Genomic DNA, 23,667 nt, shown 5'->3' on the forward strand with positions numbered 1-23,667 from the left:
GGTCAGCCCCTCGCCGTGTAGCGCAGGGCGCGGGCCTGCATGAGATTGGTGATCGCCAGCATGACGAAGGCCGTCAGCAGCATGACGGAGGCGATCGCCGCCGAGGCGGGATAATCGTATTCCTCCAGCCGGATGAAGGCGAGCAGCGCCGTGATCTCCGTCGAGAACGGCTGGTTGCCGGCAATGAAGATGATCGCGCCGAACTCACCGAGGCTGCGCGCGAAGGAGAGCGATACGCCGGCGAGGATCGCGGGCGTCAGGAGCGGCAGGATGACGCCGGTGAAGATCGAGAGATCGCTGGCGCCGAGCGTCTGCCCTGCCTCCTCGAGAGCGGGATCGAGTTCCTCCAGCACCGGCTGCACCGTTCGCACGATGAAGGGCAGGCTGGTGAAGCTCATGGCGACGATGATGCCGAGCGGCGTATAGGCGACCTTGATGCCGAGATGGGAAAGCGGGCCGCCGAACCAGCCGTTCGTGGCGAACAGCGTGGTGAGCGCGATGCCCGCGACGGCGGTCGGCAGCGCGAAGGGCAGGTCCACCAGCGCATCGACCAGCCGGCGGCCGGGGAAGCGGTAGCGCACCAGCACCCAAGCGAGCGCCATGCCGAAGAGAAGATTGAAGACGGTGGCCGCCAGCGCGCAGAGCACCGTCACCCGGTAGCTGGCGAAGGCGCGGTCGGATGAGACGATGCGCCAGTAATCGGCCGGCCCCAGGCTCGCCGCCTTGAAGATGAGCGCCGCCAGCGGCAGCACCACGATGACGGCGACATAGACGAGGGTTATGCCGAGCGCGAGCGGCAGGCCCGGCAGCACGCGCCGCCTCACGGCCCGCGCCGCCTTCTGCTCCACCGCGGCCCTCTTGCCGGCCGCGGCGGCGATATCGCGGGACGTATCAACGGCTGCCATAGATCTTGTCGAGCTTGCCGCCTTCGGCGAAATGTTCCGCGGTGACCTGCTTCCAGCCGCCGAAGACATCGTCGACATTCACGAGGCGGATATCCGGGAACTGGTCCTTGAACTCGGCGGCGACCTTCTCGTCGAGGACGCGGTGGCCGAATTCGGCGGCGATCTTCTGGCCTTCCGGCGCATAGAGGAAATCGAGGTAGGATTTTGCCAGATCACGGCTGCCCTTGGCGTCCGCCACCTTGTCGACGACGGCGACCGGGAATTCGGCGAGCAGCGAGACGGAGGGCACGACGCTCTGGAACTTGTCCTCGCCATACTGCTTGGCGATCGACTTGGTCTCGGCCTCGAAGGTGATGATGACATCACCGATCTCGCGCTCGACAAAGGTCGTCGTCGCCGCGCGGCCGCCCGTATCGAAGACCGGCACGTTGTCGAAGATCTTGGTGACGAATTCCTCGACCTTCACCGGGTCGTTGTTGAAGGCTTCCTTGGCTTAGGCCGTGGCGGCGAGATAGGTGTAGCGCGCATTGCCGGAGGTCTTGGGGTTCGGGAAGATCACCTTCACGTCGTCGCGGGCAAGGTCGGACCAGTCCTTGATGTTCTTCGGATTGCCGGCGCGCACGAGGAAGGACGGGAAGGAATAGAAGGGCGAGGCGTTGTTCGGGAACTTCTTCTGCCAGTCTTCCGCCACGAAGCCGTTCTTCACGAGGAAGTCGATATCCGTCACCTGGTTGAAGGTCACGACATCGGCCTCGAGGCCTTCGACGATGGCCCGCGCCTGCTTGGAGGTGCCGCCATGGGACTGGTCGACGGTGACGCCCGGATGGGCCTTCACGAAGGCTTCGTTCTCGGCGGCGAAAAGTTCGCGCGCCACGTCATAGGAAGCGTTCAGCAGCTTGTCGGCGGCGTTGGCGGAAAGCGGAGCGGCAAGGCCGAGAAGGGCGACGCCGAGGAGCAGCAAACGTTTCATCTGGAGAACCCCAATGCAGAAGAATTGGGCCAGACAATAGCGGCAGGCCAGTGGCCATCCGAGGCATGGCCTGTCATAGCTTCGATGACAGGCGGAACATTTTTCCCCGAAAGGGAACGTTCGCGGATTCTCCGCCCGTCAGCGGGTCGGAACCGGAACCTCGCCGCGATAGTCGTAGAAGCCGCGGCCGGACTTGCGGCCGAGCCAGCCGGCCTCGACATATTTCACCAGCAGCGGGCAGGGGCGGTACTTGGAATCTGCCAGCCCGTCATGCAGCACCTGCATGATCGAAAGGCAGGTGTCGAGGCCGATGAAATCGGCAAGCTGCAACGGCCCCATCGGATGATTCGCGCCGAGCTTCATGGCCGTGTCGATGGCTTCCACCGAGCCGACGCCTTCATAAAGCGTATAGATCGCCTCGTTGATCATCGGCAGCAGGATGCGGTTGACGATGAAGGCCGGGAAATCCTCCGCGACCGTGATCGTCTTGTCGAGGCTGGTGACGAAGGCCTTGGCGGCGGCGAAGGTCACTTCCTCGGTCGCGATGCCGCGCACCAGCTCCACCAGCTTCATCACCGGAACCGGGTTCATGAAGTGGATGCCCATGAAGCGCTCCGGCCGGTCGGTGGCGGAGGCAAGGCGGGTGATCGACAGCGAGGAGGTGTTGGTGGCGAGGATCGCCTCCGGCTTCAGCACGGAGCAGACCTGGCCGTAGATCTTGCGCTTGACGGTCTCGTCCTCCGTCGCGGCCTCGATGACGAGGTCGGCGTCGGAAAGGTCGTTGATGTCGGACGAGCCCTTGATCAGCGCGAGCGCCTTCTTGCGGTCCTCGTCGGACATCTTGCCGGAAGAGACCTGGCGGGCGAGGTTGCCGTTGATCGTGGCGAGGCCGGTTTCGGCACGCTCGGCCGACAGGTCATAGATATGGACCTTGTAGCCGGCCATGGCCGCGACCTGCGCGATCCCGCACCCCATCTGGCCCGCACCCACAATACCGACATTCTTGATCATAGCGCTTGTCGCCTCGTTATTCGGTCCACGCCCTCGCGCGGGCAAAAAAACACCGGGCCGGTCAAGCCGGCCCGGTGAATTGATAAAGGGACGCGACGCATATTTCCAGTGAAATCATCGTCGCAAAGCCCGGCCGGAAAGCCGGATCAGAGAGCCTTCTGAAGCTCCGGGAGGATTTCGAAGAGATCGCCGACGAGGCCGTAGTCCGCGACCTGAAAGATCGGCGCTTCCTCGTCCTTGTTGATGGCCACGATCACCTTCGAGTCCTTCATGCCGGCAAGATGCTGGATCGCACCCGAAATGCCGCAGGCGATGTAGAGCTGCGGCGCGACCACCTTGCCCGTCTGGCCGACCTGCCAGTCGTTCGGCGCATAGCCCGCATCGACCGCAGCGCGGGAGGCACCGACGGCAGCACCGAGCTTGTCGGCAACCGGAAGGATGACTTCCTGGAACTTCTCCGACGAGCCGAGCGCACGGCCGCCCGAGATGATGATCTTGGCCGACGTCAGTTCCGGACGGTCCGACGAGGACAGCGCATCCTTGACGTGGGTCGACAGGCCCGGGTTCGCAGCAGCGGAGATCGTTTCGACCTGTGCGCTTCCGCCCTCGCCTGCTGCGGCGAAGGACGCCGTGCGGACGGTGATCACCTTCTTCGCATCGGTGGACTGAACCGTCTGGATGGCATTGCCCGCATAGATCGGACGCTTGAACGTGTCGGCCGAGACGACCTCGACGATTTCCGACACCTGCGCGACATCAAGCAGCGCGGCAACGCGCGGCAGCACGTTCTTGCCGACCGAGGTGGCGGCCGAGACGATGGCGTCATAGTTGCCGGCAAGCGACACGATGAGCGCGGCCAGCGGTTCTGCGAGGTTGTTGGCAAGGTTTGCATCGTCGGCGAGCAGGACCTTCGTCACGCCCGAGAGCTTCGCCGCCTGTTCGGCGGCAGCCTTGGCATTGCTGCCGGCGACGAGCACATGCACGTCGGAGCCGATCCTGGCGGCTGCCGTCAGTGCCTTGGCGGTCTGGTCGGAAAGGTGCGCGTTGTCGTGATCTGCCAGAAGAAGAATGGCCATGATGATGTTCTCCCTTTCCTGCTTACAGCACGCCGGCTTCGGTCTTGAGCTTTTCGACCAGCTCGGCGACCGACTTGACCTTGACGCCGGCCTTGCGGCCCGACGGTTCCTCGGTCTTCAGCACCTTCAGGCGCGGGGCGGTGTCAACGCCGAAATCGGCCGGCGACTTCTTGTCGAGCGGCTTCTTCTTCGCCTTCATGATGTTCGGCAGCGAGGCGTAACGCGGCTCGTTGAGGCGAAGGTCGGTGGTGACGACAGCCGGCAGCTTCACCTCGATGGTCTGGAGGCCGCCGTCGACTTCGCGGGTGACCTGCGCCGAACCGTTGCCGATCTCGACCTTGGAGGCGAAGGTCGCCTGTGCCCAGCCGAGCAACGCGGAAAGCATCTGACCGGTCTGGTTCGAATCGTCGTCGATCGCCTGCTTGCCGACGATGATCAGGCCGGGCTGTTCGGCTTCCGCCACACCCTTGAGGATCTTGGCGACGGCGAGCGGCTCGACGGCGTCTTCCGTCTCGACCAGAACGGCGCGGTCGGCGCCCATGGCGAGCGCGGTGCGCAGCGTTTCCTCGGCCTTGGCCGGGCCGATGGAGACCACGACCACTTCCTCGGCCTTGCCGGCTTCCTTCAGACGCAGCGCCTCTTCGACCGAAATCTCGTCGAACGGATTCATCGACATCTTAACATTGGCAAGCTCGACACCCGAGCCGTCCGCCTTCACACGGATCTTCACGTTGTAGTCAACGACCCGCTTGACTGGGACCAAGATCTTCATGGCTTCCTTCCTTCAAATGCCCGCGAGGGAAAATGCGCCTTTCAGGGACTGCCTGATTGTCGGTTGGCGACATCGATACGCGTTTTTTTCCCAATTACAATGCGTCACAGGCCCTCCCCCGTGAAAACGGAGGGTTTATAAATTACCTTTACGTTCACGTCAATTTACTCTTTGCGACACGGGTCAACGGCCCCAATGCGTGGGCGGAACCGAGGGGCGTGCGGCCGCCTCCTCCACCGGCGCCGGCGCCGCCTCGACATGCCGCACGGCCTTCGGCGTCACGATGGTCCGGTCGAACAGCGGCACCCCGCGCCGGCGCAGCAGCACCACGAGGATCGCCCCCGCGACGATGCCGCCGACATGCGCGCCCCAGGACACCGCGCCCTCGCCGTCCACGACGAGCATGTAGAACTGCTGGAGTATCCAGAAGGCGAGCGGGATGACCGCGGGCATCGGCAGGGGAATGCGGAAGAACACCAGAACCCAGACGCGCACCTTGGAATGCAGCAGGAAATAGGCCGCGACCACGCCGGCGACGGCGCCCGATGCGCCGATCAGCGGCGCCTCGGAATCCGGCTGCACGAGGCCATGCACCAGCGCGCCGGCCGCCGCGCACAGGAGATAGAACAGGAGGAAGCGGACATGCCCCAGCGCATCCTCCACATTGTCGCCGAACACCCAGAGAAACAGCATGTTCGAGGCAAGATGCAGGAAATCGCCGTGCAGGAAGGCGTAGGTGACGTAGGTCGCATCCTCCGGCACCAGCACGAGGGCCGGCTCCAGGGCGGCATAGCCGAAGACCACCGCCGGAATATAGCCGAGGCCGACCACCACGGCATCGGAGAAGGTCTGCGTCGCGGTAAGGCCGGTCACCAGCCAGACGGCGAAATCGATCAGGATCAGCCCGATCGTGACATATTGCACCTTGATATGCTTCAGGGAGTTCGCGTCATGCAGCGGTATGAACATGGGTCTCCTTCCCCGTGCGTGCCCGGCGCGAACTTACCTGTTCTGCCCCGGAACCCACAATATGTCCGTGCGCCCCTTGTCGTTCACCCAGCGCGCCGCGACGAAGAGGAAATCGGAGAGCCGGTTGATATAGGCGACCGCCGCCGCCGACACCATTTCGCCCTCGCTGTCCTGCAGGGCGACAATGCGCCGCTCGGCCCGCCGCGCGACGGTGCGCGCCAGATGCAGGGCCGCCGCGGCCGGCGTGCCGCCCGGCAGCACGAAGGAGCGCAGCGGCTCCAGGTCGGCATTGAGCTGGTCGATCTCCCGCTCCAGCCGGTCGACCTGCGCCTGGACGATGCGCAGCGGCTCGTAGGCGAGTTTCTCGCCGGTCTCGGGCGCGGCTAGATCGGCGCCGAGATCGAACAGATCGTTCTGGATGCGCAGCAGCATGCCGTCGAGCGACGGGTGCGCGGCGAGATGCTGGCGCGCAAGCCCGACGCAGGAATTCGCCTCGTCCACCTCGCCGTAAGATTCGACACGCAGGTCGTGCTTCTTGCGGCGCGGGCCGGCGACGAGACCCGTCGTGCCGTTGTCGCCGGTGCGGGTATAGATCTTGTTGAGCTTGACCATCAGCCGCGTCCCCCGCCCGTCACCCAGAGCGTCAGCATGATCAGCAGGATGGCGATGGCCTGCAACAGCACGCGAAGCTGCATCAGCTTGTTGGACGTGTTGCCGCTGCCGCCCTTCGCCATGTTGACGAGGCCGCGCACCAGCACGACGGCGACGAGCGCCATGACGAGCATGGTCATGAAGGTGAGGAAGGAAGACATGGCCGCGATCCGTTTTGATTTCTGTCAGCCCTATTCAAATAGGGTTTTCCGCGCAAAGTGCACGCCTTTTCGGCGATGAAACCTGCGACGCCGCGCCGCGTCAGCCAAGCCGCCCGATGATGCGGTAGAAGAGCGCCGCCGGCAGCAGCTTCTTCAGGAGCGCGCCCTTGCGGGCCGGCGAGGTCACGATGTAGTGCGGCCGCGGGCGTCTGGCCGTCAGCGCATGGCGCAGCGCCGCATGCACCGCCTCCGGCCCCAGCTTGCCGCGCGCCGGCTTCGCCTCGCCGCGCAGCCGCTGGAGCTGCCGCCGATACTCCTCTGCATGCACCGAGTTTTCGAGGTCGATGTGCTTCTCGATATGGGTGAGCGCATTGGCAGTGAAGCGCGAGGCGATCGGCCCCGGCTCGATGAGGCTGACATGGATACCCGACCCCGCAAGCTCCATGCGCAACGTCAGCGACAGGCCCTCCAGCGCGAATTTCGAGGCGTTGTAGGCCCCACGCCACCGATAGGGCACGATGCCGAGGATCGATGAGCACTGCACGATGCGGCCATGGCCCTGCCGGCGCATGACGGGGATCGCCCGCCGCGTCAGGTCGTGCCAGCCGATGACATTCGTTTCGAGCTGAAGCCGCAGCGCCTCGGCCGGCAGGTCCTCCACCGCGCCGGCCTGGCCATAGGCGCCGTTGTTGAACAGCGCGTCGAGCCGCCCGCCGGTGCGCGCCAGCACCGTATCGACGAGCGCGGCAATGGTTTCCGGCTCGGTATAGTCCATCAGCAGCGCCTCGATACCGTCGGCCTCGAGCGAAACCCGATCCTCCTCGCGCCGCACCGTCGCGAACACCCGCCAGCCTTCCGCCTTCAGCGCGCGGGCGCAATGCGCGCCGATGCCGGACGAGCAGCCGGTGACGATAATGCTCGGCGGGGTGGTCATGTTTGGGGACGACATCGCGGTTTCCTGTACAAATCCGCTTCCGTTTCCCATATTCACCGGCGCGAAACAATGAGAGACGGCCCGCACCGGCCGCACAAGGGACCGATTTGCCGATACCGACCGCCATACGCCTTGCCTACAAGGTCGTCTTCGACGCGATCTGGCATTTCTCCGAGGACGACGGCTGGGCGATGGCGAGCCATGTCGCGCTGTCGACGCTGCTCGCGATCTTTCCCTTCCTGATCTTCGGCACCGCGCTCGGCTCCTTCCTCGGCGCCGACCAGTTCGCCGACACCGCCGTGCACCTCATCTTCGATACCTGGCCGGAATCGATCGCCGCGCCGATTTCCAGCGAGGTCGTCGCCGTGCTGACAACCCCGCGCGGCGGGCTCCTGACGGTCTCCGTGCTCGCCGCCGCCTACTTCGCCTCCAACGGCGTGGAGGCGCTGCGCGTCTCGCTCAACCGCGCCTACCGGGTGTCGGAAACGCGCTACTGGTACGTCACGCGCCTCGCCAGCCTCGGCTTCGTCATCGCCGGCGTGCTCGCGCTCGCCGTCATCAGCATCGTGCTCGTCGCCGCCCCGCTTGCGGTGCGGGCGACCGGTCGCTGGCAGCCCTTCCTCGCCTATGTCTATTCCTGGGTGGAAAGCTGGGGGCTTTTCGGCACCATCCTGGTGCTGTTCATCGGCCTGCTCATCGCTCATCTGTGGCTGCCCGCCGGCCGCCGCAGGATCGCCGATGTGCTGCCGGGCATCCTCCTGACGCTGGTCGCCTGGGGTTTGGGCGCCTATGTCTTCGCCTCCTACCTCGCTACCTTCGCCAACTACGTCTCGACCTATGCGGGCCTTGCCTCGATCATGATCGCGCTGGTCTTCCTCTACATCATCGGCGTGATCTTCATCCTCGGCGCAGAGATCAACGCCGCCCTGATGAAATACCGGGTCAGACGCCTGATCCTCGACCGGATGCGCGGCGTGCGAAAGCCCGTGACCGAGGAGCCGTCAATGGAGGATGAAGCCATAGCCCGCGAGCAGCGCGCGAATGTCCGCCGGTGAAGCGCCGCGCTCCCGATAGGCAGCGATCCCCGTATCCTCGTTGCTCTTCGAGAGCTTGCGCCCGTCCGGCCCCGGCACCAGCCCGTGATGCCTGTAGGCCGGCGCGGGCAGCCCGAGCAGACTCTGCAGCAGGCGGTGCACCGCCGTCGCATGGAAAAGATCCTGCCCCCGCACCACATCGGTAACGCCCTGCGCCGCATCGTCCAGCACAACGGCGAGATGGTAGCTCGCCGGCGCATCCGGCCGCGACAGGATGACATCGCCCCAACGCTCCGGCTCCGCCGCGACAGTCCCCGTCTCGCCCCGCGGCCCCTCGCCCGCCTCCGACCAGTCGAGCGCGCCCGGCGCAAGCGCCCGGGCCTTGTCCATGTCGAGCCGCCAGGCATGCTGGCGGCCCGCTGCGATCGCGGCCAGCGCCTCCCCCCGGTCGAGCGTCCGCTCCCCGGTCGGATAGAGCGGCGCGCCGTCCGGATCGCGCGGCCACACGCCGCCCGCCGCCTCGTGCGCCTCCACCCGCACCTTCACTTCGCCGCGGCTGAGGAAACCCGGATAGAGCACGCCCATCGCCTTCAGCCGCTCCAGCGCCGCGCCGTAGAAGGCGAGGTGCTCCGACTGCCGGCGCACCGGCGTCTCCCAGTCCAGCCCCAGCCAGGCGAGATCGCGATAGATCGCCGCCTCGAATTCCGGTCGCGAGCGGGCGGGGTCGATATCCTCGATGCGCAGCAGGAACCGGCCGCCGCAGGCTGCGGCCATGTCCCGGTTCAGGATCGCCGAAAGCGCATGGCCGAGATGCAGCAGCCCGTTCGGGCTGGGCGCGAAACGAAAGACGCGATTCTTTGACAAAGGACTTTGCATGCGGTCTTCTGGCATGAAGCGCCGCGCTGCGCCACATATCGATGCCGTGTCCGCCGCCGCGCGGCACGCCAGGGCGCAAGGACCGCCGGCCCCCATGCAACTGCACATGATCAGGACGGATGCCGATGTGGCCGCGGGTCTCGTGGACCTCGCGCTGCTCGACGCGCGCCTCTTCAACGTCATCGACAAGGCCGGCCCCGTGCCGCTGCGCCGCCTAATGCCCGGCTATCGCGGCCTTGCCGGCATCGTCGTCGCCCAGATGGTCTCGCGCGCCAGCGCCGACGCCATCTGGCGCCGGCTTGAGGAAACGGCCGGCGACATCACGCCCCATCATATCCTCGGTCTTTCCGACGAGGCCTGCCGCGCCATCGGCCTGTCGCGCGCCAAGGCCGGGACGCTGCGCCGCGCGGCAGAGGCCGTCGACCGGGGCGAACTCGACCTCGACGCCGTCTGCCGCATGGAGGCACAGGCCGCCACCCGCAGCCTGACCGCCATCAAGGGCATCGGCCGCTGGACGGCGGATGTCTACCTGCTCTTCTGCGCCGGCCATCCGGATATCTTCCCCTCCGGCGACATCGCCCTGCAGAATGCCGTCGCCCACGCGCTCGGCCTTGCCGTGCGGCCGAGCGTGCAGGAACTCGACAGGATCGCGGCAAGCTGGTCTCCCTGGCGCGGCGTTTCGGCCCGGCTGTTCTGGGCCTATTACGCCCGCGAGATGCGCCGCGAGGCAGCCCCCGTGCTCGAAGGGTGAGGCGCTACGAAATTCGTTGTTTTCGCTTTTCCTTTCCGCTTCACAAGGCTGTCACAACGGGCCTAATATAAAGGGGCAGATGCCGAATCGATCAGGAGAAGCCCTTGACGATTTCAGTTTCACCACAGGCCCTGCCAGCCCTTGTACTGAATGCTGACTACAGGCCGCTGAGTTATTATCCCTTGTCGCTCTGGTCCTGGCAGGACGCGATCAAGGCCGTGTTTCTTGACCGCGTGAACATCATCGCCGAATACGAGCATTCGGTGTCTTCCCCCAGCTTCACGATGCGCCTGCCGAGCGTCGTGTGCCTGAAAACCTACGTGCAGCCCTCGCGCCATCCGGCCTTCACCCGGTTCAACGTGTTCCTGCGCGACAAGTTCGAATGCCAGTATTGCGGGTCGCCGGACGACCTGACCTTCGACCATGTCATCCCGCGCGCCCATGGCGGCGAGACGACCTGGGGGAATGTGGTCGCCGCGTGCTCCCCGTGTAACTTGAGAAAAGGCAGCAAGCTGCCGAAGCAGGCGGGCATGCACCCGCATCAGAAGCCCTATCAGCCGACGGTTCAGGATCTGCACAACAACGGGCGACTGTTTCCACCCAACTATCTGCACGAAAGCTGGATGGACTATCTCTACTGGGACGTCGAACTGCAGCCCTGACGCCCGCCGCGCGAAACCGTCAGCGGTTCCGCGCAGACGGCCTGCGCCCTACGGGCTGTGGCGATCAAGCCTTCGCGGACCGCGCGCCCGAAAAGGCGATGGCGGCGAGGATGAGGCTTGCGATCACGTTCCATCCGGCGAAGGAGAGGCCGAGCAGCCGGAAGGACGCCTCCTGGCAGGAAGGTCCATGCTTCGAGTTGAGATCGGAAAGCAGGTCGCCCGCATTCTGCGTCACGCCCTGCGCCGAGGTCGCACACGTCGCCGGGCCTTCCCAGAAGCCCCATTCGACGCCCGCATGATAGACACCCATGCCCGCACCGACGATCATCATGATGCCGGCGACGGCAAGCAGCAGCCGCGTCAGCCAGACCGGCCCGCCGAAGAGCGCGGAAACAAGCGCCGCAACCGCGACCGGGATACCGTAATAATAGGGATCGCGCTGCAACAGGCAGAGCGCACAGGGAATATAGCCGCCGATATGCTCAAAGGCGAGCGCGCCCCCCACGGTCGCGGCCATGCCGAGCGAAAGGAGGCCGGCGGATGCCTTGCGGGAGAGGTCGGGAAATACGGTCATCATGCTCGTCCAGTGATGCCGGCGAACAGGCCGACGAAATGGCGCCGATTTCTATCAGGTGGCCCGTCATTGTAAATGCACCGCACGGATAAGTGATCGCCCACTCCCCCCGATTTGCCGGTTGCCGCCTGCAGACGCATCGTGTAAACGCGATGACTCCAGACCGTGCCCCATTGGCGGAACTGGTAGACGCGCTCGACTCAAAAAGGGATTTGTCTACCAATCCACAGAAAATCACGGTGAAGTGAAAGCGTCGTGTTTTCAACGGACTGGCGGTATGGAAGTGAAGTGAGAGGTTTCCGTCGAAATGGCGCTAGGGGTCGGCTAGGAGCCGAGACCTAGAGTAAGATCGGCGGCAAAGTGCGGGCGTGGCGGAATTGGTAGACGCAGCGGATTCAAAATCCGCCGTCCTTACGGATATGTCGGTTCGAGTCCGACCGCCCGCACCATTGTCTCATTCACTGCAAAAGGCGCTTCTTGATAACGCGAAGTTCGCACTACCTGTCGAAGGACTTCACCAGATCATCGACGGCCTTCTCCTGCGAAAGGGACGCGGGGAGTGCAGCGAGACACAAGGGGCTTGGACCGTCGCACAATGCGTGGTCAGGATCGGGATGGGCTTCAAGGAATAGTCCAGCCAGCGACAAGGCCATTGCCGAACGGACGAGTGAAGCCGGTGGCGCGTGTAAAAGACTTCGGGGTATCGCCCTCAATGGCTTCCCGGCGCTTCATCGCGTAGCATCTACCTAGCCGGGGCTCTCAATGAACACGTCCAATCGACGAGCCGCGTGCGCACATGTTCCGGTCGGAAGCCGATCCCAATGAGGCGGCCGGTCAGCCGCGGCAGTAGGTGTGACTGGGCAATCAGGCGCATGAAAAGCGGAGGTCTTCGAATTTGCGTGTTGCCCGCTTCACCGGCACGCTTCCGGCTGCGCATCATCAATTGCAGTTTCTGGGTTGCCTTGGTCGGGAAGTTGCGACGGCGCTGTACGGCTTCGAGCATGCGCGTTTGCAGCCGCCCCTCGCGAAGAGCCTCCGCCAGCGTGTTGGCGGTGGCGATCGCGTCCTGGATCGCGAGATTCACACCGACCCCGCCAATGGGCGACATGGCATGGGCCGCGTCCCCAATGCAAAGCACGCCGGGTTTCCACCACGACTTGAGACGGTCGATGCGAACACTGAGCAGATGGATGTCATCCCAGGAACGGATTTCTTCAAATCGATCCGCCGACAATGGTGCTACGTCGGCAATCCTGGCGCGAAGCGCCTCAAGCCCTTGCTCTTTCAGCGAATCAACGGTTCCCTTCGTGATTACATAACCGCATTGCCAGTAAACGCCACGATCGATCAAGACCAGCCCTTGGCTCGGACCGGCGTGGCCCATTGCCTGCTGCGGATCGCCTGCTTTTTTGGAGATCTTCATCCAGAGAATGTCGGTAGCGATACCGAAGCTCTGAACCTCAAGTCCAGCCGCCTTGCGGATGATCGAATTGCGTCCGTCCGCCCCGATGACGAGAGCGGCTTCCATGGCGAGTTCACGTTCGCCCTGGCGAGCATTCAGGCCGACAACCCGGCAATTGTCCCAACGGAGCGAAGTTGCCTCAGTGGACATGATCAACCGAAAGCGCGGAAACTCGCCTGCCTTTCGCGCAAGAAAATTCAGGAAGTCCCATTGCGGCATGAAGGCGATGAACTTAGCGCGCGTCGGTAGTCTGGAGAAATCGGCGATCGTGGCCTTGCGGCCGGCGATCTCAGCGTGGAGATGGTAGGCTCTCTGATGGGGGAGAGAAAGAAGCTCATCGAGCAAGCCAAGCTCATGAATCGCTTCGAGGGTCGATGGATGGATGGTGTCCCCGCGAAAATCGCGCAGAAAGTCTTGATGTTTTTCGATGACCGTAACATCGACGCCCGAGCGGGCCAGCAAGAGCCCGAGCATCAGGCCCGCCGGTCCCGCACCGACCACGACGCAGCTCTGGCTCCTTTTCACATGGGAATAGTATCTCAACGTCGTCGGTCCTTGGGATGAGGCTAGTGAATCGATTCGCGGCCTTTGCTTGAAGTTTTCACCTCAGCATCGCCATCGCGGCTGGTGTCTTTCAAGGGCAAAATATCGAGCGGGATCAGATCCCCGTCATTCTCGCTTTCGGCAACGAGCTGGATCATCTTTTCGAGTGTTTCCAGTTGAGCGATTTTTTCCTCGACCGCAGCGAGTTGCTCCTTTGCGATGCGGAGCGCTTCGGCCGGACTTGAGAACGAGACGTCGGCAAGTCGAAACAGGTCCTTGATCGCCTCGATGCTGAAGCCGAGATCGCGGGCGCGGCGGATGAAGAGAAGGCGATGGACCGCGCCGTGGTCATAGCGTCGCTGGTTTCCCTTGCTCCGCAAGCGCTCGCGCAGCAACCCAATCTGCTCGTAGTAGCGGATCGTCGGAATTTTGACGCCGGTGAGCTGAGAGAGTTCGCCGATGCCGATATCCATGTTTGAAGTCCCTTCCGGATAGCCGCGTGTTTATGATTTGCTGCGTGTTCGATCGCTGAGGCCCTGACGGCCCGACCGCGCCGGGGTGCGGCAGCAGCCATGGGCCGCCCCGGCGTGGAATTGTGTGTCGGCCTGCTCAGGTATGGACTTCGGTCGCCTGTTGGGGCGACGCGCTCCGCCTGATCGCGAGCCGCCGCACGACCACATAGAAGATCGGCGTCAGAAGCAGGCCGAATAGCGTCACGCCGAGCATGCCGGCAAAGACGGCGATGCCCATGGCGTGCCGCATTTCGGCGCCCGCTCCGGTGGCGATGACGAGCGGAATCACGCCGGCAATGAAGGCGAGCGACGTCATCAGGATCGGCCGAAGGCGCAGGCGGGCCGCTTCGAGAACGGCGGCCAACGGATCGACGCCTTCATCCTCCTTCGCTCGGGCGAACTCGACGATTAGGATTGCGTTCTTCGCGGCAAGTCCGACCAGAACGACAAAGCCGATCTGCGTGAAGATGTTGTTGTCGCCGCCGGTGAACCACACCCCGGCGATCGCCGAGAGGAGCGCCATTGGAGCGATCAGCAGCACCGCGAAGGGAAGCGACCAACTGTTGTACTGCGCCGCGAGGATCAGGAACGCGAGCAAGACGGACAGCGGGAAGACATACATCGCTGTGTCGCCGGCCTGCTTCTCCTGATAGGCGAGATCGGTCCATTCGAAGGCCATGCCCGCTGGCAAGGTTTCGGATGCGATGCGCTCCATGGCGGCGGTGGCCTGCCCGAACGAGTATCCGGGCGCGGGACTGCCGCTGATGTCCGCAGAGGGGAAGCCGTTATAGTGCATGACACGATCGGGGCCTGAGCTGTGCTTGATGGTCAGCAGAGCCGAAAGCGGAATCATGTTGCCGGTCGCGTTGCGGACCTTCAGGCGGCCGATGTCCTCGGGCTGCATGCGGAACGGCGCGTCCGCCTGCACCATCACGCGGTAGGTGCGGCCGAAGCGATTGAAGTCGTTCGCGTAGAGCGAGCCGAGGTTGACCTGCAACGTCTCGAAGATGGTATTGAGCGGCACGCCTTGCGACTTCGCTTTCACCCTGTCGATATCGACCTGCACCTGCGGCGCGTTCACCTGGAAACTTGCCAGCATGCCGGCCAGCTCGGGCGTCTGCATCGCTCTGCCCATGACCGCGCCTTGAGCCTGCGCGAGCGCCTCGAAGCCGAGGCCCGCTCGATCCTCGATCTGGATCTTGAAGCCGCCGGTCGAACCAAGTCCCGGAACGGGCGGCGGCGGGAAGATGCCGGCGAAGCCATCGGGAATCTGGCTGAACTTGCCCATGAGCTTGCCGGCGATGGCAAAGGCCGAAAGAGACGGGTCCTTTCGTTCGTCGAACGGCTTGAGCATCGTGAACATGACGGCCGCATTGGGGATGTTGACCATGCCGTTGACCGAGAGCCCTGGAAACGCGACGACACTCTCCACGCCCGGCTCGGCCAGCGCGATCTCCGACATTTTCTTGACGACGGCCTCGGTGCGGTCGAGCGAAGCGCCAGTCGGGAGCTGGGCGATGCCGACGAGATAGTATTTGTCCTGGGCCGGCACGAAGCCGCCCGGCACCGTCTGGAAGCCGACCCACGTCATGCCGACCAGGCCGGCATAGACGAGCAGGACGAGAACACTGAGCCTCGCGGCACGGCGCACCGACCAGACGTAGGCGGTCGAAGCGCCGTCGAAGAAGCGATTGAACAGCCGGAAGAACCAGCCGAACAGGAAGTCGATCACGCGGGTCAGGAGATCGCGCTTCACGTCGCCGTGGTGGGGTTTCAGGAGCACGCCAGCAAGCGCGGGAGAGAGCGTGAGGGAGTTGATCGCCGACAGGATGGTCGAGATCGCAATCGTCAGCGCAAACTGGCGGTAGAATTCGCCCTGCAAGCCCGAGAGGAACGCCGATGGAATGAACACGGCCGACAGGACAGAGGTGATGGCTACGATCGGCCCCGTCACCTCGTCCATGGCCTTGCGCGCCGCCTCTTTCGGCGTTTCCCCAAGCGCGATGTGGCGCTCGACGTTCTCGACCACGACGATCGCGTCGTCGACCACGATGCCGATCGAGAGAACGAGGCCGAAGAGGGACAACGTGTTCAGCGAGAAACCGAACATATACATCAGCGCAAATGTGCCGACCAAGGAGACGGGAACGGCGACAAGGGGAATAATCGACGCCCGCCACGTCTGGAGGAACAGAACCACGACGATAACGACCAGCACGACGGCTTCGAGCAGCGTCATGACCACAGCTTCGAGAGACGCCTTGACGAACACCGTTGGATCGTAGGCGATCCGATATTCGATGCCTTCCGGAAAGCCCTTCTGAAGTTCGGCCATGGTGGTGCGGACGGCGCTCGATACGTCGAGCGCATTCGCGCCGGGGCTTTGGATGATCTGCATCGCGAGCGCCGGCTTGCCGTTGAGGAGGCTACGAAGGGCATAGGAGTCTGCGCCAAGCTCGATGCGGGCAACGTCGCGCAAGCGGGTGACCTGACCGTCGGTGCCTGTCTTTACGACGATCTCGCCGAACTGCTGCTCACTGGACAGCCTTCCGAGCGTGTTGACCGTCACCTGAAACGCGGCCGAGGCTTCGGGCTGCTGGCCGACCGAGCCGGCGGCCACCTGAACGTTCTGTTCCTGAATCGCCCCAACGACGTCGCTGGCGGTCAGCCCCCTCGCGGCCACCTTGGCCGGATCGAGCCACACGCGCATGGAATACTCGCCAGCCCCCCAGACGAGTACGTCACCCACACCTGACAGGCGCGCAAGCTGGTCGCGTACCTGCAAGGTGGCGAAGTTCGACAGGTAGAGGGGATCGTAGCGATTGTCGGGCGAGACGAGATGGACGACCATCAGGATGTCTGGGGACGTCTTCTGCGTCACGACCCCGATGCGCTGCACTTCCTGCGGAAGCCTGGGCAATGCGCGCGAAACGCGGTTCTGCACCTGAATCTGCGCCATGTCGGGATCGGTGCCCTGCTTGAACGCAATGGTCAGGGTCATGCGTCCGTCGGTCGCCGCCTGTGAACTCATGTAGAGCATATTCTCGACGCCGTTGATCGCCTGCTCCAGAGGGGCGGCGACGGTTTCGGCGATCACGGCGGGATTTGCGCCGGGATAGCTGGCGGTGACCTGCACCGTCGGCGGCGTGACCTGGGGATATTCGCTGAGCGGGAGCTTCAGGAGCGTGAGGCCGCCAGCGATCAGCATCAGGACGGACAGAACGACCGCGAAGATCGGGCGGTCGACGAAAAAGCGCGGGATATTCATTGACGCGCCTCCTGCGAGTCTGCCGCAGCCCGGTCATCTGTAGCGGTGTCGCCGGGCGCCATGGAGATCATCTGCGGAACTACCTGCATGCCTGGGCGGACGAGTCCTTTTACGATGATCTTGTCGGCCGGCTTGAGACCCGCCGCGACGACGCGCAGGCCATCGATCATGGGTCCGATTTCGACCGGGCGGTATTCCGCCTTGTTGTCGGCGCCGAGAGCGAGAACGTAGCGCCGCCCCTGGTCGATACCGATCGCCTGATCGTCGATGAGCACGGTCTGGGCTGGTTCGGCCGTGACGAGCTTGACCCGCGCGAACAGGCCGGGCGTCAGCCTGCCGTCCGGGTTCTTGACAATGGCTCTTGCGCGGATCGTCCCGGTGCTCCGGTCCACGCGGTTGCCGAGGAAGTCGAGTTCGCCGGCATGCGGAAAACCCGTATCGGTCATCAAGCCCAGATGCACCGGGAGCTTGCCGGCAACCGTTCCCGTCTCGGGTGCGCGGGCATTGGCTACGAAGCCGAGATAGGTGGCTTCGTCGATGTCGAAATAGACGTAGAGCGGATCGGTCGCGACAATCGTGGTGAGGAGCGTCGCAGCGCCTGCATTGCCGCCGGTGACGAGATTGCCTTCCGTGACGAGGACCCGGTCGATGCGCCCAGCAATCGGCGCGGTGACGCGGGCAAAGGAGAGATCGAGTTCGGCGGCCGAGACGGCAACCTTGGCGATGTCGACTTGCGCCTGGCGTTGACGCCGCATGGCCAGCGCGTCATCGAAAGCCTTGCGCGGCGCGTTGCCGTTCGAAGCGAGCGCCTCGGTGCGCCCGAAGTCGATCTCGGCCTGATCGAGCAGGACGTTTGCCTGCTGCAACTGCGCTTTGGCCGCGTTCAGGACCACCTCGAACGGTCGCGGATCGATCTGGAAGAGAAGCTCGCCGGGCCGCACGAGACCGCCTTCGGGAACGCTGGCGGCGACGATCGCGCCGCCGACGCGCGGACGCAGCTCGATAGCCTTGGTCGCTTCCAGATGGCCGGTAAACTCAACGGATGGCGCGACCTTGCGCGTGATGACCTCGGCAACCGGCACCTGCGGAACAGGCATCTGTGCCGGCTGCGCGACAGCCTCCGACGCAGCGGTCGAGGAAGCAAGCGCCAGAACGCTTTTGGCGTAGGGTCCGATCTCGTCGCGATAGACGATGGCAAGCGTGCCACCGGCGATGACGGCGCCGGCTAAAAACAGGGCGGCGGCTTTATTACTCATTCTCGTTCACCTTCAAAAGGCGCGCGCCCCCGGCCAGCCGGATGCGGCGACGTTCATTTTCTGCGAAGGTGCGGTTTCCAACGATGGAAAGGTCAAGGGCCTTGCAGGATGTTTCCGAACAGACCCTTGACGCTGCCGCCTAGCCATGTCGTGGCCAACCGCATGTCTCGCTTCGCCGACGTCTTGGAAGAAGCGGAGTCCGTCCCCGAATGAGCGCTATGGATCAGCGTTACCTCGACGGGCTCCAGTTGTGTGAAGCCGCCAGACCGATCCGGTTGGCGGCTCCTTGAGTGCGAGCGACTAGTGGCTTTCGGCCGGGACGAGAGGGTGAGAACGCATGCCCTCATCGCGACCGTCATCGGCAGACTTCGCACCCTTGAAGCGCAAGAGCCGCAACGCATTCAGCGTGACGATCGCCGTTGCGCCCGTATCGGCAAGGACCGCGATCCAGAGGCCGGTGATGCCGAGGACGCTGGTAACGAGGAACAGGCCCTTCAACGCGAGAGCGAAGACGACGTTCTGGTGGATGTTCGCCATGGTGGCGCGGGACAGCGCGACGAGATGGGCGACGTCCGTGACACGGCTCTTGAGCAGGGCGGCGTCCGCAGTCTCGATCGCCACATCGGTTCCGCCGCCCATGGCGATCCCGACGTCGGCCGTCGCCAGTGCCGGAGCATCGTTGATGCCGTCGCCGACCATGGCCACCTTGGACTTCCGCTTCATCTCGTTGACGAGATCGAGCTTGTCCTGCGGAAGCAGCTCGGCGCTCCACTCGATACCGAGACCCTTGGCAATGGCCTGGGCGGTGCGCCGGTTGTCGCCGGTTAGCATGACGGAGCGGACCCCCATAGCTTTGAGCTGGGCGACACCCTCCCGCGCGTCACGGCGCGGTTCGTCGCGCAGGGCGATGAGGCCGAGGACTTCCTTCGCCTGCTCGTCGAAAAGGACGGCAACGGTATTGCCGCGATCTTCGAGCTTCTCGATGGCGCTGCGCTCAAGCACCCCGAGCGTCACCATCTGTGCGGCATGGGTCGGGGAGCTGACGGCGAGGCGACGTCCGGCAACGGTCGCATGTACGGCCTTACCCGCCGTCGCCGATGCATCCTGTGCAAGGGGAACGGCGATGCCATCGGTTTCGGCACGGCCGATGATCGCCTTCGCAAGCGGATGGCTCGAACCTGTTTCGACCGCCGCTGCCAAAGCGAGAACGTCGCTCTCCTCGTTCTTGCCAAAGGCGAAGACTTCGGTGACGCGCGGCTTGCCCTCGGTGAGCGTACCCGTCTTATCGAAGGCGATGGCGCTCACCTTGCCAATGGTTTCGAGCGCATTACCGCCCTTGATCAGGAGGCCGCGGCGCGTGCCGACGGCGAGGCCCGAGGCAATCGCAGCAGGCGTCGAGAGGACAAGCGCACAGGGACATGCGATCAGCAGCAGCGCGAGGCCGCGGTAGATCCATGTGTCCCAATCACCGCCCATCGCGAGCGGCGGGACGACGACGATCAGCGCGGCGATCAGCATCACCGCCGGGGTATAGTAGCAGCTAAAATTCTCAATGAAGCGCGCGGTCGGGGCCTTGGCGGACTGCGCCTGCTCGACGAGCTGGATGATGCGCGAGATCGTGTTGTCGGAAGCCGTCTTTTCAACGCGGACCTGAAGAACGCCATCGACATTGATGGAGCCGGCGAAAATGCTGTCTCCCTTGGCCTTCGAGCGCGGCACGGATTCGCCGGTGATAGGCGACTCGTCTAGGCTGGAAGCGCCCTGTATGATTTGCCCGTCCGCCGGCACGCGGTCGCCGGGCCGCACCAGAACTAGATCGCTGACACGCAAGGACGTGGCCGGGACGCTGCGCTGCCCGCCATTCGGATCGAGCAGGACGGCCGTCTTCGGCACGAGCGATGCAAGGGCCTTTATGCCGGCGCGCGCCCTCCCGGCCGCGACGCTTTCGAGCAATTCCCCGACCGCGAACAGGAATACGACCGCAGCCGCCTCTTCAGCCTCGCCGATCACGAGGGCGCCTATCGAGGCGACGACCATCAACGTCTCGATAGAGAACGGAGATCCAGAGGTCGCGAGCGCGAATGCCTTGCGAGCGAAAGGAATGACGCCCGCGACGACGGCGGCGGCAAAGATCCATTCCGCATAAAGGGGGAAGAATTGGGCAATGGCGTACGCCGAGCCCATCAGCAGACCGAGCCCAATGACATGCTTCCCCTTGCGGGTCTGCCACCAGCGCTGATTGGGCATCGCTGGCGCTGGCGCGACGTCGATGGCCGCATCCGACGAAGCCGAAAGCTCGCGTGTGTTAGACACACCGAAGCCGAGGCTCTTGATCGTCTTTTCGATGTCGGCGACCTTGGTGATCGCGCCGGCAGCGAGCGTCAGTTCAAGCGTTTCGGTCGTGAAGTTCACGCGCACGTCGGAGACGTCTGGCATCCGTGCCAAGGCGACCTCGATCTTGCCGACGCAGCTTGCGCAATCCATCCCCTCGACGCGCATGGAGACATTGGGCGGAGAGGCCGGTGCGGCGCGGGGAGTTGGCGCAAGGCCCGCGTGATCATGTCCAGAGCAACCACCGTGGCCGTGATCATGATCGTGATGAGCGTGGTCGTGGTCATGGTGAGCGTGATCGTGACCGTGACCGTCATGACCATGGTCGTGCTTGTGATCGTGGCCGCCGCAGCCGCTGTGATCGTCGTGGCTTGCGTGACCGTGATCGTGATCGCCGGCGCAGCCGTTGTGATCATGACCAGCATGGGCGTCGGAGCGCTGCTCAGGCGCGGCGGGAATCGCAGAAGACGGCAGCTCGGTCACGTCGAACCCAAGCGAGCGAATCTTCTTGGCGATATCCTTCGACGTCGTTTTGCTCGTGGCATCGCGTGAGAGCAGCAATGTCTCGGTCGCGAAGTTGACGGCAACGTCGGAGATACCCCCCAGACGGCCCAAGGCCGTCTCGATCTTGCCGACGCAGCTTGCGCAATCCATGCCGTCGACACGAAAGCCGAGCCGTTCACCAGCGTCCGGCGTTGAAAGTCCAGTTGTCATTCCGATCTCCTTTCCGGCCGCCGTAGCGGGCGCGCGTGCTCACACGCCCTGCGCGGCTTCGGAAGGAGTCAATAACACACTTGAACAGCTATTCAAGTGTTAGTGGTAAAATTATGCTCTTCTCCAGGCGGATCAGTCGTCCGCATGATCCTCTGAAATATGCGTCGCCATATCCTGAAGAACATGGCTGACGTGCTGGTCGGCGATCGCGTAGAAGATCTGCTTGCCTTGGCGATCGCCCTTGACGAGACGCGCGCCGCGCAGCAGGCGTAGATGGTGGCTGACGAGGGTCACGGACAGGTCGAGCCGCTCGGCGATATCGCCCACCGAAATGGGCGCCGGTACACAGCTCAGCAGGATCTTCAACCGTGAGGGATCGCCGAGCAGGCGAAACGTTTCCGCGAGGATCGTGATCTCGTTCTGCGAGAGTGAAGGGAGCAGGAGGTGACCTTCAACCTCCATATGCTCGGGGGTCGCACGATCGTCTGGCTTCGTGGCGTTTGTCTTCTTGAGAGCAGTCATCTGCGTGCTTTACCTGAGTTCGGGACGGAACCTGCCGGCATTTGATCGCCAAGAGCTGTCCGTGTTTGATTGGTCTCGCCCAGTTTACCGGATGGGCGCGCAATCACAATGCGAAACACGGTCGCTGTCGATCGGCGGGACAGTTGGCGCAGTCCTTCTCTGCCCCTGCGTCATATCTCGAATTTTCCTTTTCCGCGCACGAACAGTCTTGACCTTACAAGCGCTGGAAGCCGCACGCTGACGACAATCCTGCCAAATCCGCCTGCGGTTGGGCGGCCTGGCGGCGGGGCAACCGTGTCGAATTCAGAGAAAGGCAAGACCGATGACGGAGAGCAGCAAACCCCAGATTCTCATCTACACCACACCGACCTGTCCGGACTGCCACGCGCTCAAACGCTGGCTCGACCAACAGGGCCTCGCCTACGAGGAACGCGACCTCACCGACCCGAAGATCGCCGAGGAGGCAAAGGCCCGGACCGGCGTCCGGGTCGCTCCGATCACCATCATCGGATCGGAAGTCTTCTACGGGACCTTCCCGAGCCAGAAGCCGGGCCTCGTCAAGGCGCTCGGTCTCGCCGGGAGCCTGTGAGGAGACGCAGATGACGAGCAAGTTCGTTGATATCCGGCAAGCGCGGACCAGCCTTGAGGTCCAAGAGGACCAAACCATCCTCGACGCCGCGCTCGCCGTCGGCATTCCCTATCCTCACGGTTGCCGTTCCGGCCGCTGCGGCTCCTGCAAGTCCCGCCTGATCGAGGGCGAGGTGGAATTGCTCCAGCACTCGCGCTTCGCGCTCACCGAGGAAGAGAAGGCCGATGGCCTGATCCTCGCATGCCGCGCTATGCCGCAAACGGATGCGGCCGTCGCTTGGCTGGGCAGCGATGACGACGATTCCGTGGAGACGCCGCGACGCCTGGACGCGATTGTCACCGGCCTCGACGATCTCACGCACGATATCAAGCTGGTGCGGATTGCACCCGCGGATGGTAGCCCGTTGCTGTTTACCGCCGGGCAGTATGCGCAGGTCGGCTTCGATGGAGCGCCGGCGCGCAGTTATTCGATGGCCAATCGTCACGGCGACGACAGCCTTGAATTCCACATTCGTCGCGTTCCGGGCGGCGTCACCTCGGAGCATGTGCATTTTGGGCTGAAGACTGGCGACAGGGTGGCGCTCGAATTTCCGCTGGGCTCTTCCTACCTGCGCCAGCATCATTCCGGCCCGATTCTTTGCATCGCCGGGGGCTCCGGCCTGGCGCCGATCAAATCGATCGTCGAAACCGCTCTTGCGCACGGCATGAAGCAGCCGATCCATGTTTACTTCGGCGCACGCGGCGAGCGAGATCTCTATCTCGTGGAGCATTTCCAGGCCATGGCCGAGCGTCACTCCACTCTTGCCTTCTCGGCCGTGCTCTCGGAGGCAGAGTCAGCGCAGCACCGGCGCGGTTTCGTGACCCAGGCGGTGGCCGAGGATCTGGAGGATCTCGACGGCTGGAAAGCCTACGTCGCCGGGCCGCCGCCGATGGTCGATGCAGCGATGGAGGTCGCCTTCGGACGGGGACTGCGCAGGGAGGACATGCACGCTGACGTGTTCTTCACGCCTGACGATCAGGATGCGTGAGGACGCCAGCCAGCAAGAGGGCAAGTCGCGGGCGAAATGGGGGAGAGCAGCTCGCCAGAGCGGGCAAAGGAGACCGAGAGTTATGAGCAGCCATACC

The 23,667-nt window shown here is 64.0% G+C and carries 22 protein-coding genes, 1 tRNA gene and 1 pseudogene; 6 read left to right on the forward strand and 18 right to left on the reverse strand.

From position 1 onward, the window contains the following. Window positions 1-2: 2 nt before the first annotated feature. The 9 genes and pseudogenes from cysT to MOE34_RS17380 all read right to left on the reverse strand — a co-directional run bounded on the left by cysT (window position 3) and on the right by MOE34_RS17380 (window position 7,449). Entirely contained in the window at window positions 3-824 is an 822-nt protein-coding gene (gene cysT, locus MOE34_RS17340) for a sulfate ABC transporter permease subunit CysT (RefSeq protein ID WP_242224118.1), read from the reverse strand. A 67-nt stretch (window positions 825-891) separates the two neighbouring features. Beyond that, window positions 892-1,875 (reverse strand): annotated as a pseudogene (gene cysP / locus MOE34_RS17345) (thiosulfate ABC transporter substrate-binding protein CysP). A 138-nt stretch (window positions 1,876-2,013) separates the two neighbouring features. After that, window positions 2,014-2,886 (reverse strand): 3-hydroxybutyryl-CoA dehydrogenase, encoded by an 873-nt coding sequence (locus tag MOE34_RS17350; RefSeq protein WP_242218758.1) that lies wholly within the window; start codon window positions 2,884-2,886, stop codon window positions 2,014-2,016. 146 nt (window positions 2,887-3,032) lie between these two features. Further along, the gene (locus MOE34_RS17355) at window positions 3,033-3,962 is read right to left on the reverse strand and encodes an electron transfer flavoprotein subunit alpha/FixB family protein (RefSeq protein ID WP_242218759.1); all 930 of its coding nucleotides are present in this window, start codon (window positions 3,960-3,962) and stop codon (window positions 3,033-3,035) included. Window positions 3,963-3,984: 22 nt separating this feature from the next. Continuing rightward, a complete protein-coding gene (locus MOE34_RS17360; protein ID WP_242218761.1) occupies window positions 3,985-4,734 on the reverse strand; it encodes an electron transfer flavoprotein subunit beta/FixA family protein in 750 nt (249 codons plus the stop codon). A gap of 183 nt (window positions 4,735-4,917) precedes the next feature. Continuing rightward, window positions 4,918-5,703, reverse strand: a complete 786-nt coding sequence (locus tag MOE34_RS17365) for a rhomboid family intramembrane serine protease (protein ID WP_242218763.1) — start codon at window positions 5,701-5,703, stop codon at window positions 4,918-4,920. Between the two features lie 33 nt (window positions 5,704-5,736). After that, window positions 5,737-6,315 carry a cob(I)yrinic acid a,c-diamide adenosyltransferase gene (locus MOE34_RS17370; protein WP_242218765.1) on the reverse strand — a complete coding sequence of 193 codons (579 nt, stop codon included), beginning with the start codon at window positions 6,313-6,315 and terminating at the stop codon, window positions 5,737-5,739. Next, entirely contained in the window at window positions 6,315-6,515 is a 201-nt protein-coding gene (locus MOE34_RS17375) for a twin transmembrane helix small protein (RefSeq protein WP_242218766.1), read from the reverse strand. The genes MOE34_RS17370 and MOE34_RS17375 overlap by 1 nt, the downstream gene beginning before the upstream one ends. Before the next feature lie 100 nt (window positions 6,516-6,615). After that, window positions 6,616-7,449 (reverse strand): SDR family oxidoreductase, encoded by an 834-nt coding sequence (locus MOE34_RS17380; RefSeq protein WP_242224119.1) that lies wholly within the window; start codon window positions 7,447-7,449, stop codon window positions 6,616-6,618. 113 nt (window positions 7,450-7,562) lie between these two features. On the opposite strand from MOE34_RS17380, the gene MOE34_RS17385 reads away from it, so the two are divergent. Continuing rightward, window positions 7,563-8,504, forward strand: a complete 942-nt coding sequence (locus MOE34_RS17385; RefSeq protein WP_242224121.1) for a YihY/virulence factor BrkB family protein — start codon at window positions 7,563-7,565, stop codon at window positions 8,502-8,504. Here MOE34_RS17385 and gluQRS read toward each other — a convergent pair. After that, window positions 8,451-9,374 carry a tRNA glutamyl-Q(34) synthetase GluQRS gene (gene gluQRS / locus MOE34_RS17390; RefSeq protein ID WP_431522393.1) on the reverse strand — a complete coding sequence of 308 codons (924 nt, stop codon included), beginning with the start codon at window positions 9,372-9,374 and terminating at the stop codon, window positions 8,451-8,453. The two genes, MOE34_RS17385 and gluQRS, sit on opposite strands and share 54 nt — an antisense overlap. Window positions 9,375-9,459: 85 nt before the next feature. On the opposite strand from gluQRS, the gene MOE34_RS17395 reads away from it, so the two are divergent. After that, on the forward strand, window positions 9,460-10,110 hold the full coding sequence (locus tag MOE34_RS17395) for a DNA-3-methyladenine glycosylase family protein (RefSeq protein WP_242224123.1): 651 nt from the start codon (window positions 9,460-9,462) through the stop codon (window positions 10,108-10,110). Window positions 10,111-10,214: 104 nt separating this feature from the next. Further along, window positions 10,215-10,772, forward strand: coding sequence for an HNH endonuclease (locus MOE34_RS17400; RefSeq protein ID WP_242218769.1), 558 nt, complete (start codon window positions 10,215-10,217; stop codon window positions 10,770-10,772). Window positions 10,773-10,836: 64 nt separating this feature from the next. Here MOE34_RS17400 and MOE34_RS17405 read toward each other — a convergent pair whose 3' ends face one another. Beyond that, window positions 10,837-11,349 carry a disulfide bond formation protein B gene (locus tag MOE34_RS17405; RefSeq protein ID WP_242218770.1) on the reverse strand — a complete coding sequence of 171 codons (513 nt, stop codon included), beginning with the start codon at window positions 11,347-11,349 and terminating at the stop codon, window positions 10,837-10,839. A gap of 359 nt (window positions 11,350-11,708) precedes the next feature. On the opposite strand from MOE34_RS17405, the gene MOE34_RS17410 reads away from it, so the two are divergent. Continuing rightward, window positions 11,709-11,795: transfer RNA gene (locus MOE34_RS17410), tRNA-Leu, on the forward strand. A gap of 48 nt (window positions 11,796-11,843) precedes the next feature. On the opposite strand, the gene MOE34_RS25520 is transcribed toward MOE34_RS17410, so the two are convergent. The 7 genes from MOE34_RS25520 to MOE34_RS17440 all read right to left on the reverse strand — a co-directional run bounded on the left by MOE34_RS25520 (window position 11,844) and on the right by MOE34_RS17440 (window position 21,954). Next, window positions 11,844-11,999: a 2-dehydro-3-deoxyphosphooctonate aldolase gene (locus MOE34_RS25520; protein ID WP_080600489.1), complete on the reverse strand. Its 156-nt coding sequence runs from the start codon at window positions 11,997-11,999 to the stop codon at window positions 11,844-11,846. An 89-nt stretch (window positions 12,000-12,088) separates the two neighbouring features. After that, complete coding sequence (locus MOE34_RS17415) at window positions 12,089-13,282, reverse strand: FAD-dependent oxidoreductase (protein WP_080692126.1); 1,194 nt, start codon at window positions 13,280-13,282, stop codon at window positions 12,089-12,091. Between the two features lie 92 nt (window positions 13,283-13,374). After that, window positions 13,375-13,824: a MerR family transcriptional regulator gene (locus MOE34_RS17420; protein ID WP_003500212.1), complete on the reverse strand. Its 450-nt coding sequence runs from the start codon at window positions 13,822-13,824 to the stop codon at window positions 13,375-13,377. Between the two features lie 136 nt (window positions 13,825-13,960). Next, entirely contained in the window at window positions 13,961-17,131 is a 3,171-nt protein-coding gene (locus MOE34_RS17425) for an efflux RND transporter permease subunit (RefSeq protein ID WP_242218772.1), read from the reverse strand. Next, entirely contained in the window at window positions 17,128-18,387 is a 1,260-nt protein-coding gene (locus tag MOE34_RS17430; protein WP_003500202.1) for an efflux RND transporter periplasmic adaptor subunit, read from the reverse strand. Before MOE34_RS17430 ends, MOE34_RS17425 begins: the two co-directional genes overlap by 4 nt. A gap of 300 nt (window positions 18,388-18,687) precedes the next feature. After that, complete coding sequence (locus MOE34_RS17435) at window positions 18,688-21,432, reverse strand: heavy metal translocating P-type ATPase (protein ID WP_080600488.1); 2,745 nt, start codon at window positions 21,430-21,432, stop codon at window positions 18,688-18,690. A gap of 132 nt (window positions 21,433-21,564) precedes the next feature. Then, on the reverse strand, window positions 21,565-21,954 hold the full coding sequence (locus tag MOE34_RS17440) for an ArsR/SmtB family transcription factor (RefSeq protein WP_428839562.1): 390 nt from the start codon (window positions 21,952-21,954) through the stop codon (window positions 21,565-21,567). 322 nt (window positions 21,955-22,276) lie between these two features. Here MOE34_RS17440 and MOE34_RS17445 point away from each other — a divergent pair, with 322 nt between their 5' ends. Both MOE34_RS17445 and MOE34_RS17450 read left to right on the forward strand, forming a co-directional pair. Continuing rightward, a complete protein-coding gene (locus tag MOE34_RS17445; protein WP_003500194.1) occupies window positions 22,277-22,543 on the forward strand; it encodes a glutaredoxin family protein in 267 nt (88 codons plus the stop codon). Between the two features lie 10 nt (window positions 22,544-22,553). Beyond that, window positions 22,554-23,570: a 2Fe-2S iron-sulfur cluster-binding protein gene (locus tag MOE34_RS17450; RefSeq protein ID WP_003500193.1), complete on the forward strand. Its 1,017-nt coding sequence runs from the start codon at window positions 22,554-22,556 to the stop codon at window positions 23,568-23,570. Window positions 23,571-23,667: the final 97 nt, after the last annotated feature.

Origin of the sequence: Shinella zoogloeoides, assembly GCF_022682305.1 — a bacterium.
Classification (GTDB): Bacteria; Pseudomonadota; Alphaproteobacteria; order Rhizobiales; family Rhizobiaceae; genus Shinella; species Shinella zoogloeoides_B.